Origin of the sequence: Anaerocolumna chitinilytica (genome assembly GCF_014218355.1) — a bacterium.
Classification (GTDB): Bacteria; Bacillota; Clostridia; order Lachnospirales; family Lachnospiraceae; genus Anaerocolumna; species Anaerocolumna chitinilytica.
The window spans coordinates 178,633-191,698 of record NZ_AP023368.1; the positions used below are offsets into that span (position 1 = coordinate 178,633).

A 13,066-nucleotide genomic window follows, 5' to 3' on the forward strand; every position below is an offset into this window, starting at 1 on the left:
AAGTAAATCTTGTGCTATAATGGACTAAAAATATAACAATATTCACTTACCTTGTGGGAAGGATATCCTATGAAATATTTTGATTACAGAGAGCATCGTCAACAGGGAACAATAGATTTTCCAATGGCTTTTTATCATATGGAGCCAAACCATCCCAGGTATCAAATGCCATATCACTGGCACCCTGAATATGAAATTATTCGGATTTTAGAGGGGGACTTTCACCTCACTATCGGGAGCCAGACCTGTCTTTTACACAAGGGGGATATCCTGTTTCTGCAGGATGGAGTCTTGCATGGCGGTATCCCGGAGCACTGTGTTTATGAGTGTCTGGTTTTTGATATGAATCTCTTTTTAAAGGGAAACCGTATCGGGGTAAAGCAGACTCAGAAAATCATACAGCATGAAATAACCTTCTGGCAGCAGCTGCCGGGTGAAGATGATTTCTTAAAGGCGATAATAAATAGCTTATTTCTTGCTATGGCTGAGAAGAAAAGAGGTTATGAATTCTTAATACAAGGCTGCTTGTATCAGCTTCTCGGCTTTTTGTTTCAGGAGCATTTATATGAGGAAAAGGTTAATACTGTTAATACCTCTTTCCAGCATGTGATGCAATTCAAAAGGGTTTTAAGCTACATTGAAGAGCATTATACGGAGAATATTATTCTGGAAGATCTGGCGAAAGAGGCAGGTATGAATCCCAAATACTTCTGCCGTTTCTTTCGTGAGATGTCCTTTCGCACTCCTATCGATTATGTGAATTATTACCGGATTGAGCGGGCCTGTGAGCAGCTTTCCACGACCAACAGCAAGATTATTGAAGTAGCACTTAACTGCGGGTACAATGATATCAGCTATTTCATAAAGACTTTTCGCAAATATAAGGGAGTAACCCCTAAGCAGTACCTAAAGATGGAATATTCCCATATAGAAAAAGAAGCTAATACGGTAAACAGCTAGTAGGCCATTACCCTAATTAGGATAGTTATCCGCTTTCCTTCCAAAATATTTATAGTTTGTTTAGACTCCTTTAATTGACCGGAGAGCAGCAATAAGAGTATTATGACAGATAGATGGCATGATAATATACGCAGAACTATATTGTTTATAATACAGATAAAAGACGGTAACAAGCGGAGGAAGATATGGGTAAGATTATAGGAATTGATTTGGGAACCACCAATAGTTGTGTGGCAGTAATAGAAGGCGGCAAACCGGTAGTAATAAGTAATGGTGAAGGCCAGAGGACAACTCCCTCTGTCGTAGCTTTTTCTAAGACAGGAGAAAGACTGGTAGGTGATACAGCCAAACGCCAGGCAATCACCAACGGAGATAGAACCATTGCTTCTATCAAACGTCAGATGGGAACTGAACAGCGGGTTACCATTGATGGCAAGAAATATACACCTCAGGAAATCTCTGCAATGATTTTAACCAAATTGAAAAAAGATGCGGAAAGTTATCTTGGTGAACCGGTAACGGAAGCGGTTATTACGGTACCGGCTTATTTCAATGATGCCGGGCGCCAGGCTACAAAGGATGCCGGAAGAATTGCCGGACTGAATGTGTTAAGAATAATAAATGAACCTACAGCCGCTGCCTTAGCCTATGGTCTTGAGAACGAAGGTTCCCAGAAGATTATGGTGTATGATCTTGGAGGCGGAACCTTTGATGTATCTTTAATTGAAATCGGAGGAGGAGTTATTGAAGTTCTTGCTACCTCCGGTGATAACAGGCTGGGCGGTGATGATTTTGATGAGAAGCTGACTGACTTTCTGGTACAGGAATTTAAAAAAACAGAAAAGCTTGACCTGTCAAAGGACAAGGTCGCTCTGGGAAGAGTAAGAGAAGCGGCAGAAAAGGCAAAGAAAGAACTTTCCGCGGCTACAAGTACCAATATAAACCTGCCCTTTATTGCAACAGACAAATCAGGTACCAGACATATGGATATCACCATAACCCGTGCCAAATTCGATGAACTTACCAACGACCTGGTGGAAAGAACAACTATTCCCGTTCAGAATGCGTTAAGCGATGCAGGTTTAAAACCCTCTGATTTAGGTAAGGTCTTGCTGGTTGGAGGATCCACCAGAATCCCGGCAGTACAGAACAAGGTCAGACAGTTGACAGGCATGGAACCCAGCAGAAATCTTAATCCGGATGAATGTGTTGCTCTGGGGGCCGCCATACAGGGCGGAAAACTGGCAGGAGAATCCAGTTTGTCGCAAATTCTGCTTCTGGATGTAACTCCCCTCTCCCTTTCGATTGAAACCCTCGGAGGTGTTGCCACAAGGCTGATAGAGCGAAATTCTACGATTCCTACCAAGTACAGCCAGGTATTTACCACTGCAGGTAATTTCCAATCCTCCGTCGATATTAAGGTACTGCAGGGAGAGAGGCAATTTGCCAAGGATAATAAGCTGATCGGTAATTTTAAACTAAATGGTATTAAACGGGCTATGAGAGGAGTCCCTCAGATTGAGGTTACCTTTGATATTGACGCCAACGGCATTCTAAAGGTTTCTGCCAGGGATTTGGACACGGGAAAAGAACAGCATATTGTCATAACTGCCAGTTCCAATCTGTCGGAAGAAGATATTGAGAGAGCCATTATAGAAGCAGCCCAATATGAAGGCAGTGATGAGGTCAGAAAGCAGTCCGTTAACATCAGAACCGAAGCTGAAAACCTTATAGCAAGAACGGAAGCAGTACTTGCCGCCAATAAAAAGGACATTGAAAAAGGCAGGAAAAAAGAGATTAAGACAAGCCTTGCAGAACTTAAAAAGGCGGTAAGTAAGACAAAGCTTAGTACGATAACAAAGGAAGAAGCAGAGGATATACAAGCTGCAAGAGAACAGCTGGAACAGATGGCAGGAGAACTGTTATAGTTACTTTAATAAGATGATAAACATAAACTGGAAAGAAGCTTTCATATTAACCGGAAGCTTCTTTTTAATAGCTTGAATGTTTTATAGTACAGAACTGTATAAATAATTCCTTAATCTCTTCATGACTTTGAAAGAAATCAAGCAAATCTTGTATGCTAATCAATATTTCATTGTTTAGGGTATGTTCAATCTTTTCTGTCTCCTGCAGTAAATCGTTTTTTATATTTAAGAACTTTAAAAAATTCTCCACCAGGTCGTGGCGATGTAAAAGGGCTTCCCCTTTTGCCAGACCGCTTGGTTCCAATATAATAACACCATATTTTTCATATTTCAAAAGACCTATCTCTGCCAGCTTCTTTACCATGCTGGTAACCGAAGGAGGTTGTACATTCAATGCCTGGGCCAGGTCTCCTGCTCTGGTATAACCGCTGTCCTTTGATAAGCGGTAGATCATCTCCAGATAATCCTCCGCGGAAGGAGATAAATCTTCGTTCTCTGTTCTTAAATACTCCCGAAAAGTGTAAAATTCCTGATCTGACATGGCATAATTCCTATAGTTCTTTGTTCATTATATGCCTTTGGAAAAGAAGTAAGACATAAGAAACTAATGTAAAAGATAAAAGAATGTGTTATACTTTTACCAAACTAGGAATAAGAAGGAAATTCTTTTGACAGCAGAGAGAAATGATTTTAGGAGGCAGAGGAATGGGAGTAGACAAGCTAATAGATAATAGTTTTAGAGGTTGTATCTTAATCAGCAGAGAAGGGAAGAGTATTTTTGAAAAAGCATATGGGTATGCGGATTTACCTAATGAGATTCCAAATCAAATTGATACAAAGTTTGCTACAGCATCTGCAGGTAAAGTATTTGTAGCAGTAGCAATTCTGCAGCTGGTGGAGAAAGGAATGCTTCATTTGGCAGATACAATCGGAAACCTTCTTGACGTTGACTTAAATCAGATTGATCCTGCAATTACAGTAGAAGAGCTTCTGACTCATACCTCTGGAATACCGGATTATTTTGATGAGAGTGTAATGGACGAATATGAGGAGCTCTGGAGGGATTATCCGAATTACAAAATTCGTTCCAACAAAGATTTAATTCCCTTATTTATAGATAAACCGATGATGTACCCAAGGGGCAGCAAGTTTCAATATAATAACACAGGCTTTGTCGTATTAGCTCTTATAATTGAAAGTGTTACCGGAAGTGCATTTGATGAATATATAAACGAGCATATCTTTAAACCCTGTAAGATGAGTGGCAGCGGATATTATGAGCTCGACAGGCTTCCTGCAAAATGTGCGGTAAATTATATTTATGATGAAGAGCATAAGAACTACCGTACGAATATTTTCAGCGTAGACGCCAAAGGCACTGGCGCAGGCGGAGCATTTATAACCGTTAAGGATATAAAATCATTCTGGGAGAATCTATTATCCGGTAAGCTGCTTTCAAATGATATGGTTTCTGAGATGCTTTCCAATCATAGCAATGGGGCAGAATGTTATGGCTATGGAATTTGGCTTAAGAAGCAGGGTGAGGTATTTACACCGTACTTTCAGGGCAGTGATCCCGGGGTCAGCTTCATATCCAGCTACAATGCGAAAAGAGAGCAGCTGCTCATCCTGGTGAGCAACTATGGAGATAATGTCTGGAGGCTGCATAAGTCTATTAACGAATACTTTGAAAATGAGTGAAGGTTGCAGCGTTAATTCGGACATGCTATACTTTACATACAATAACAAAACAGGAGACATGGTATGATTTTATTAAAAGATATATGTGAAGGCATTCAGATGCCTGAGGAAGTGACAGCTATCCTATTGGGACTTGAAAAAGAGCTGGATTTAAAAGACCTTGCCCCGTCTGTAGAGAAGCTTTACCACCGCCCCTTATGGGAAGAAGGACTTGCAGAGCTGCGTACTGCCTTTGGTGAGGACAAGAATGGATTTAAGATGCTTACCTGTATGCTTCTTATGGGGCTTGATGTATATGAGAAATATAAAGAAAAAGGCATGGAGGAGAAGGTCTTCTATGATACCTTTGCCTGCTTTTCCAGATTTGTAAAGGAACATCTGGCAAGCTATGGTACCTATGGATTTGATAGGGAGTGGTGGACGACCAGACAGCTTTCCATGGAGGAATTCCGTCTTGGGGAACTGGAGTTTGAGGTTGAGAAGTGGAACGGAGAAGACGTAATCAGCGTGCATATACCCTCCGATGCTGTAATCACAAGAGAGAATTGTGTGGCTTCCTATGCCTGGTCCAAGGTATTCTTCAAGGAATTCTATCCTGACTTTCAGTATAAATATTACATCTGTGACTCCTGGCTGCTCTCACCCAGCCTGCCAGAAATCTTACCGGCAGATTCTAAAATTGTAAATTTTCAGAAGGATTTCACCATTACGGAATGGGAGAAGGAGAATCCCTCCTATCTGGAATGGGTGTATAAGAATCCTAATCTTAAGCTGGAGGAACTGCCGGAGAATACTTCCCTTCAGAGGAATATCAAGAAGTACTTAAAAGAAGGCGGTAAAATCGGGACGGCTTTTGGGTATATTAAGGCGGATGCGGAAATTAAGTGATTCTGATATGTGATAGACAATAAAGGTTTTGGGAACGGACGATGATGCTGGATTATCGTTAGTTATTTTCTTGTTCAGGATTTCCGATTCCACTAAAATGCCATAAAATATGACTGACAGGTCAAATGATACCAAACTCGCCTTGATGTGCTTATGCTAGCCTTAAAGGTTGAGAGCTCAGACATGGTATCATTTGACCTAGTAATATTTTATGCCATCTAAGTGTCATCAGGAAATCTTTCAATAGAAAATACCTAACGATAATCCAGCATCATCTGTTTGTTGAAAAAAATATTGATGCTTATCCTTGGGTAAAATCCATGGATTCTATTACATCTGGGTTTTTGTAGGTAGTACTTGAAAGATTTTCCATAGCTCAGTCTTTACAGCTTCTTTAAATACCCTAATATGCTTATGTCTGATGAATGCCATCTTTGGAAGTCTATCCGTTAGACCTAATTAAGTTATATGCAAAGCAATACACGTAACCAATTTTTATATCATTTGAAACCAGGAATAAGTAAAATAAGTTTATGAATCGAAACAGATGGCCAGGGAATTGGGTTTTGTTTTGTATCGAGTGGTTCTCTATGACACTTAGGCGGCAGAAAATGTAACTAGGAGAAACAGCGCCATGTTTGAGCCCATAAGACTCACGAAGCCAAAGCCGTTACAGCGAGTTTGGCGCTGCATCGACTGTCAGTTACATTTACTGGCGCCTTAGTGGAATACAGAACCATGAGCAACAAAACAAAACCCAATTCCCTGGCCATCGTCCGCAGCCACAACCTGTTTTTCTCTAACCCAAAATATAAAAATCCCTTGACACCTGCAAGATTTCGTTTAGAATAGTACTTAACAAACACAGACAAAAGCGTTGACGAGGAGGAGTACATGTTATTCCGGATGAACAGAGAGAAGATGGCTGGTGAAAATCTTCGTGATGGGAACATGGAAGTAGCCTTTGAGCTTTGGATCGAACAGAAATTTATTTTTAAGTAGACTCCAACGGAGATTTCCACCGTTATCAGGGAAAGCGATATCGGAATACTATATTCCCGTATTGTATGAGAGCAGAATTCTATTCTGAAATTAGGTGGTACCACGGACACGTTTCGCCCTAAGCAATTAATAAGTTGCTTAGGGCGTTTTTTGTCTGTTTTGTAATTGCTGCCTGGGTAAGGGCTTTCTTAGACAGTACCAGGTTTAGATGTGGAGATGAGATAGTTTCCATGGATGAAAAATTACAGGAGGTATCAAGGAATGGATAAGAAGTATGATTTTACAAGAGCAGAAAAAGAAGTACAGGAGTTTTGGGAGAGGGAGGAGGTATACAAGTACCAAAATGGCAGGGATAGAAAAGTGTTTTCCATTGATACACCCCCGCCTACGGTAAGTGGAAGCCTTCATATTGGTCATGTATTTTCCTATACACAGGCAGAGATCATCGCCAGATATAAAAGAATGAGAGGGTATGATGTGTTTTATCCTTTCGGTTTTGATGACAATGGTCTGCCTACGGAAAGACTGGTTGAAAAGGAAGGTGGGATTAAGGCAAGGGAAGTCTCAGCGGAGGAATTTCAGAAGATGTGCCTGGATACCGTAGCAGGTTATGAAGAAAAGTTTATGGATATGTGGAAAAGTCTTGGTTTTAGTGTAGACTGGAGCCTTACTTATCAAACGATTTCCGAGAAATCCCGAAGAATATCCCAACGCTCTTTTCTTGAACTGGTGAGAAATAAAAAAGCGTATAGGAAGGAGTCACCGGTACTCTGGTGTACGGAATGCCGTACCTCTATTGCCCAGGCTGAACTGGATACCAAAGACTGTGAGTCAGTATTTTATTACCTTTCATTTGAAAGTGAGGCTGGCCCTCTGATTATAGCTACAACAAGGCCAGAGCTGCTATACGGATGTGTGTGTGTCTTTGTAAATCCCTCCGACGAAAGATATCAGAAGTATATCGGACTTTCGGTAAGGGTACCTCTTTACGGTTTTGATATTCCTGTTATGGCAGACGAAGGGGTAGAAAAGGAGAAGGGAACCGGAGTGGTAATGTGCGCTACCTTTGGAGATGCTGCCGATATGGAATGGTATCATAAATATGGATTGTCCTATAAAAAAGTAATAACAGAAGATGGCAGAATTTTTACAGAGGTTCCATATATCGGTGGTTTGAAGGTAAAGGAAGCCAGGAAGGAAATAATTCTCAAGTTAAGGGAACAGGGTCTTGTGATAAAGGATGAGCCGATTATCCATACCGTTGGAATTCATGAAAGATGCAAGACAGAAGTTGAGATTATTCCTTCCACTCAGTGGTATATTGATATTACCAGTGATAAGGAAAGCTTCTTAAAAGCTGCCGATGAGATTAACTGGTACCCACCTTATATGAAAGAGCGCTACCGGACTTGGGTTGAGAATCTGAAATGGGATTGGTGTATATCGAGACAGAGATACTTTGGCGTACCCATTCCTTTGTGGTACTGTAAGAATTGTCATAAACCTATTCTGGCAGAAGATTCACAGCTTCCGGTTGACCCCCAAAGAGATAGGCCGTTGCAGCCCTGCAGTTGTGGAGCGCATCCGTCTGAGGTAATACCTGAGAAGGCGGTATTAGATACATGGGCTACATCTTCCCTTACCCCTTTTATCAATGCAGGATTTGGAGAGGAAGGAGAACATCGTGAAATATTTCCTATGGGAATGCGAAGTCAGGCTCATGAGATTATCAGAACCTGGGCTTTTTACACCATTGTTAAGAGCATCTATCATACCGGTCAGCTTCCCTGGAAGGATATTATGATAAGTGGCTTTGTATTGGCTAAGCCTGGAGAAAAGATTAGTAAATCACAGAATAATGCCACTCTTTCACCCACTGCCCTGATTGAAAAGCATTCCGCAGATGCCATCCGTTATTGGGCGGCTAATGCGAAACTGGGAACGGATACATTTTTTGAGGAAGAAGAATTAAAGATAGCAAAACGTTTTTTAACAAAGCTCTACAATGGGGCCAACTTCTGCATCATGCATCTGGCAGATTACAACAAAGATGAAATACAAGTACTCAGCCTGCCAGTTGACCGATGGATATTGCAGCGGGTTCATGAAACTACCAGACAGGTTGCAAAACTTCTCGATAACTATGAGATTGGTCAGGCCAGGCATGTTATTGATGAGCTTTTTTGGAAGGATTTCTGTGATTATTATATTGAGATTGTAAAAGAAAGATTATATCAGCCCATGAAGCATGGAGAGATGGAGCGGAAATCCGGACAGTACGCAATCTATTATAGCCTTCTTGGGATTTTAAAGCTCTATGCTATCTATACCCCTCATATGACAGAATATATCTATCAGCAGTATTACCGGACATTTGAGAGAGAAGGTTCACTTCATCAGACCCTTTGGAAGATAGAAGGGGAGGACAGTAATATTCTGGAATTCGGACAGCGGCTTATGGCAGTAATAGGAGAAGTTCGTAAAGGAAAGGCTGAAAAGCAGCTCTCTATGAAAGAGGAGTTGGAAGAATTAATCATTACAACACCTGCTTCCATGGCAAAGTATTTTGCTGCGACGGAGAAAGATATAAAAGCCTGTACAGGAGCAAGAAAGCTAATTATCAGGAGTTAATAAGCTATCAAAAGCGGAAATGTTAATCTAAAAAGCAGGGGCTGTTGCAAAATAGCTAATTTACTCTTTTGAAAGGATTGGGCGTATAATAATACATTTGGCTGCTTTTCCCTCGCTCGTTCAAAACGCTCCGCTTCAAAAGAAGAGCTCGGCCAGTCTACGCGAAATGTATTATTATACACCCAGTCCTGTTTTAGAGTTTATTATGGCTATTTTGCAACAGCCCCTGCTTTTTTTATTTATAGATCTTAAGAAAAATGCTTCCGTCAGGTTGAGTCAGAATGTTTATTCAATAATATAAGCACGTACAATCTCTCCGCAATACGCTGTATGATAATCCCTGTTTTCGCCGTGGTAGGAACCATCAACATCCTGAGGATAGAATTTCTTACGGTCTTCTTCTGAAATTGCATGCTCATCCTGTTTCTGTTTGTAGATAACCCTGCATTCAAGGGTTAAGGGCAGTTCTTTGATAGCCGGAACCGATACAGTATCGGATTCTTCCAGGGTCAGATTGAGTTCTTTGATCTTATCCACAGTATGGCCGGATTTTGTTCCGCAAAAGCCTAATATCTTCTTATCATAGGCACCATAGGGAATGTTGATTGTGAACTCTGGGTTTTTATCAAGATTGCCTTTGGTGAAGCGGTTTTCTCTCACAAAAGTTGTAAATATCGGCTTGGACCATTCAATTCCCAGAGTGCCCCAAGAAATAGTCATGGAGTTTACTTTATCATCTGCCTTCGTAGTTAACAGTACTCCGGTTTTAAGTGCTTTCATAATCTCTGCGGCATATTCGAATACATCGATTTCCTTTTTCATTGCGTTAGCCTCCTTGAAGTTTAATTGCCTCTATGATATGCTAATATGTACCTTGAAGCAAGTATGCACTTTTTAGTAAGGTACTATCCAATAAGATAGTATGTATTATTAATAAGTATTCTGGTTCAGATTTACGACCGCATACTTTATCCCGCGCACATAAGAAGCGTCAGAAGGGCATGAAAGGAGTTAGTATGAAAAACGAAGTTAATGTTAAGCCTTTTGTTTATGCAATGTCTATGATTGATGGGAAATGGAAAATGCACATATTGTTCTGGCTCTGGAAGAATCCGGTTCTGCGTTATGGCGAGCTGAAACGTTCTCTTGGGACAATTACTCATAAAATGCTCAGTACCCAGTTAAAGGAACTGGAAAAGGACGATCTGATAATTCGAAAGGAGTATGCCCAGGTACCTCCAAAAGTAGAGTATTCCCTCTCAGAGAGAGGTTTAACCCTGATGCCTGTGCTTCAATGTCTCTGTGAGTGGGGGAGCTGCCATCTTGAAGATGGTCAGGAGTAAATCTCATGGTCTTTCCGAAACTGGGATGGGGTCATTCCATAGTACGTCCGAAAGGCTTTACTGAAATAATTACTATCGGTATAACCAAGACGATCAGATATCCACTGTATCTTTAACGAGCCGTCTAAAAGTAATTCCTTCGCCCGTTTCATACGGACTTCCAGCACATATTCATAAATTCCGATATTATAATTCCCTTTAAAAATCTTGGACAAATACTCTTTTGAAAAATAATATTTGTCAGAGAAATAGGACAGTCTCAAGTTTTGATTATAGTTTTTGTCAATATAATCTTTGATAATCGCCGCAACTTCTCCGGCAGAAATGCTTTGTTCTTCCGTATCTGCTGTAATATCCATATTCGGATTCAAAAGACTCACAGCTTTTTTAATAGAGGCATTCAGTTCCTCCTCCATGATGGGTTTTAGGATATAATCAATGGCTCCCAGCCTGATAGAATTCTGGGCATAGGAAAAGTCATCGTACCCGCTGATTACAATATACATAGCATCGGGAAATTCTTTCTTTGCATTTTTCAAAAAATCTATTCCATTCATCACCGGCATCTGCATATCAATAAAGACAATGTTAGGACGTAATTCCCGCATGGCATATAACCCCTCCTTTCCGTTGGAGGCAAGGGCAGGAGTATCTATGTGGTAAGTATGCCATTTGCCCAGCTTACAGACTGCAATCTGGACAGCTTTTTCATCATCTACAATTAATGCTTTATACATAAGGTATCTCCTTTGCGGCAGGTATTAACAGGCTGATGGTGGTATAACGGCCTGCTTCACTCTTAATCTGCATACTTGCCTGGCTGTTGTAAAGAAGCCTTAGGCGGCTGTTCAGATTAATAAGTCCGATTTCTGAATTCCCGTGAGAGACGGTGTTCTTTGCAAAGTCTTCTTTTAATTTGTCCAGATAATCCTGTGATATACCGCAGCCATCATCAGATACGGTTATAGACAGATATTCTTCCTTCAGCCGTGAAGTTATGGTGATATGGATAGAATTCCCGTTCTTTCCCATGCCATGAAGGATGGAATTCTCTACCAGGGTCTGAATACTTATTTTGGGTATTAGAATATCCTGAGCAGCCTCATCGGTTTCTATGGAGACCTCCAGTTTTTCGCTAAGGCGCATCTTCTGCAGCAGAACATAATGGTTAACGTATTCCAGCTCCGAATGAAGACTGACAAAATCTCCTCCTTTAATGGTATATCTTAAAATACTGGCCAGAGAAGTAATCATGAGATGTATGCGGGGCTGGTCATTGATTAAGGCTTCTGTGGAGATTACCTGTAAGGTGTTGTAGAGAAAATGTGGGTTAAGCTGTGCCTCCAGGGCGATTAGCCTAGAGGTCTTTTCATTCAGCTCTGCCAGATAATTCTTCTTAATCAGTTCATCAATATGCTTAATCATATAGTTAAAATCATAAGAAAGATTTGAAATTTCCCGGTTTCCGCCAATATCCACCGTAGAGGTGAAGTCACCGTTTCCTACATTTCTCAGATTACGGGCCAGAGTAGATAGGGGGGTAGTAGTCAGTCGTAAAAGTACTGTAAGCAGAACTACAGCCAGTCCCCAGACCATAAGACCCATAAGAAGGCTTATTTGAAAGGCTTTGCTGATGGCCTTATCTACCGCTGCCAAAGGAGTGAAGGAGACCAGTTTTAGCTGATAATCTGCGCTTTCACTGGTGGTTATTATATAAGTCTGGTCTTTTAGTGTCATAAGGAAATAATCTTTCTTCGTCTGCTTTTCTACTTCCTTTAGGGCATCCTTGGAGCCGTTATTAATCTTGCCTATATCCCCACTGTAGAGAAGAGAATTATCTTTATTCAAGATGCAGAGGAATTCTCCGTTATCTTTATGGTTTTCATTAATGGATTCAATATAAGTCTTATCGACGGTAAGATTAACAATGGCAATGGGCTTTCGGTCCTTGATACGGATTATGCTGTGATAAAAGTCAAAAAAGCCCTTTGGGGAACCGGGTGGAAGAATCGCAGTGGCTTCGCCCTTAAGAATGCTTGTATAGCCTTCTTTTTTCGTTACCTCCACCTGAGAAAAGTCGGTTATTTTCTGAACCTTGGCATTTCGCTCAAATTTTGTTTTCTGATGAAGGAGATATATATTGTAGGAGAGGAGGTCGCTTCTGGAATAATAATAAGCACGGATTTGATTTTTGATATAGCTCCTCTGCCAGACATCAATTGGAGTGGACATGCTTAATATCTGGGTAAGTTTCGTATCATAACAGGGCTGCACGGAGAAATAGACCAGGTCCTTGATGTACTTCTCAAGATTTTCTGCCTCTAAATCCAGCAGATGATTAGAGGTAGTAACCTCAGTTTTTAGGATGGTATTCCGGTTTCTGGAATAGTTATCTGCCAATATTACCAGAATAGTAACAGATATTACAATAAAAGTCAGAACAAATAACTGCGTCCATAAAGGAACGCGGTTCAGGAATTGATAGATGCGCTTTTTATATTTCATGTCATACCCTCCCTAATTAAATACCCTTCTATGTATTATACAATAATGCGGAAAATAAGACAATTTTACAGGATTATTTGTTCATTATTTTACCTGTGATTGTTCTTT

At 40.7% G+C, this 13,066-nt stretch carries 9 protein-coding genes, 1 pseudogene and 1 other annotated feature; of the genes and pseudogenes, 6 read left to right on the forward strand and 4 right to left on the reverse strand.

Annotated features, from left to right (window positions below):
* The first annotated feature begins 69 nt into the window (after positions 1–69).
* Together bsdcttw_RS00800 and dnaK are read left to right on the forward strand one after the other, a co-directional pair.
* On the forward strand, positions 70–960 hold the full coding sequence (locus bsdcttw_RS00800) for a helix-turn-helix transcriptional regulator (RefSeq protein WP_185257567.1): 891 nt from the start codon (positions 70–72) through the stop codon (positions 958–960).
* A gap of 185 nt (positions 961–1,145) precedes the next feature.
* A pseudogene (gene dnaK, locus bsdcttw_RS00805) lies at positions 1,146–2,882 on the forward strand (molecular chaperone DnaK); the annotation flags it as partial.
* 70 nt (positions 2,883–2,952) lie between these two features.
* On the opposite strand, the gene bsdcttw_RS00810 reads toward dnaK, so the two are convergent.
* A complete protein-coding gene (locus tag bsdcttw_RS00810) occupies positions 2,953–3,429 on the reverse strand; it encodes a metal-dependent transcriptional regulator (protein WP_185257569.1) in 477 nt (158 codons plus the stop codon).
* 164 nt (positions 3,430–3,593) lie between these two features.
* Here bsdcttw_RS00810 and bsdcttw_RS00815 point away from each other — a divergent pair, with 164 nt between their 5' ends.
* The 3 genes from bsdcttw_RS00815 (at position 3,594) to bsdcttw_RS00825 (ending at position 9,110) form a co-directional block, all read left to right on the forward strand.
* Complete coding sequence (locus bsdcttw_RS00815; protein WP_185257570.1) at positions 3,594–4,589, forward strand: serine hydrolase domain-containing protein; 996 nt, start codon at positions 3,594–3,596, stop codon at positions 4,587–4,589.
* Positions 4,590–4,652: 63 nt separating this feature from the next.
* Positions 4,653–5,477 carry an acyltransferase domain-containing protein gene (locus tag bsdcttw_RS00820; protein WP_185257571.1) on the forward strand — a complete coding sequence of 275 codons (825 nt, stop codon included), beginning with the start codon at positions 4,653–4,655 and terminating at the stop codon, positions 5,475–5,477.
* Between the two features lie 868 nt (positions 5,478–6,345).
* Positions 6,346–6,603, forward strand: a binding site (T-box leader).
* Between the two features lie 137 nt (positions 6,604–6,740).
* Positions 6,741–9,110 (forward strand): valine--tRNA ligase, encoded by a 2,370-nt coding sequence (locus bsdcttw_RS00825; protein ID WP_185257572.1) that lies wholly within the window; start codon positions 6,741–6,743, stop codon positions 9,108–9,110.
* 285 nt (positions 9,111–9,395) lie between these two features.
* Here the strand turns inward: bsdcttw_RS00825 and bsdcttw_RS00830 are convergent, their stop codons facing one another.
* Entirely contained in the window at positions 9,396–9,932 is a 537-nt protein-coding gene (locus bsdcttw_RS00830) for a flavin reductase family protein (RefSeq protein ID WP_185257573.1), read from the reverse strand.
* Positions 9,933–10,126: 194 nt separating this feature from the next.
* Here bsdcttw_RS00830 and bsdcttw_RS00835 point away from each other — a divergent pair, with 194 nt between their 5' ends.
* Positions 10,127–10,453 carry a winged helix-turn-helix transcriptional regulator gene (locus tag bsdcttw_RS00835; protein ID WP_185257574.1) on the forward strand — a complete coding sequence of 109 codons (327 nt, stop codon included), beginning with the start codon at positions 10,127–10,129 and terminating at the stop codon, positions 10,451–10,453.
* On the opposite strand, the gene bsdcttw_RS00840 is transcribed toward bsdcttw_RS00835, so the two are convergent.
* Positions 10,444–11,190 (reverse strand): response regulator transcription factor, encoded by a 747-nt coding sequence (locus bsdcttw_RS00840; protein ID WP_185257575.1) that lies wholly within the window; start codon positions 11,188–11,190, stop codon positions 10,444–10,446. The genes bsdcttw_RS00835 and bsdcttw_RS00840 overlap by 10 nt on opposite strands.
* Positions 11,183–12,958, reverse strand: coding sequence for a sensor histidine kinase (locus bsdcttw_RS00845; protein WP_185257576.1), 1,776 nt, complete (start codon positions 12,956–12,958; stop codon positions 11,183–11,185). The genes bsdcttw_RS00840 and bsdcttw_RS00845 overlap by 8 nt, the downstream gene beginning before the upstream one ends.
* Between the last annotated feature and the right edge of the window lie 108 nt (positions 12,959–13,066).

Excerpts from the sequence above, each read along its gene's own strand:
- bsdcttw_RS00800 (WP_185257567.1), top strand. The coding sequence starts at position 70 with ATGAAATATTTTGATTACAGAGAGCATCGTCAACAGGGAACAATAGAT.
- bsdcttw_RS00810 (WP_185257569.1), bottom strand. The coding sequence starts at position 3,429 with ATGTCAGATCAGGAATTTTACACTTTTCGGGAGTATTTAAGAACAGAG.
- bsdcttw_RS00815 (WP_185257570.1), top strand. The coding sequence starts at position 3,594 with ATGGGAGTAGACAAGCTAATAGATAATAGTTTTAGAGGTTGTATCTTA.
- bsdcttw_RS00820 (WP_185257571.1), top strand. The coding sequence starts at position 4,653 with ATGATTTTATTAAAAGATATATGTGAAGGCATTCAGATGCCTGAGGAA.
- bsdcttw_RS00825 (WP_185257572.1), top strand. The coding sequence starts at position 6,741 with ATGGATAAGAAGTATGATTTTACAAGAGCAGAAAAAGAAGTACAGGAG.
- bsdcttw_RS00830 (WP_185257573.1), bottom strand. The coding sequence starts at position 9,932 with ATGAAAAAGGAAATCGATGTATTCGAATATGCCGCAGAGATTATGAAA.
- bsdcttw_RS00835 (WP_185257574.1), top strand. The coding sequence starts at position 10,127 with ATGAAAAACGAAGTTAATGTTAAGCCTTTTGTTTATGCAATGTCTATG.
- bsdcttw_RS00840 (WP_185257575.1), bottom strand. The coding sequence starts at position 11,190 with ATGTATAAAGCATTAATTGTAGATGATGAAAAAGCTGTCCAGATTGCA.
- bsdcttw_RS00845 (WP_185257576.1), bottom strand. The coding sequence starts at position 12,958 with ATGAAATATAAAAAGCGCATCTATCAATTCCTGAACCGCGTTCCTTTA.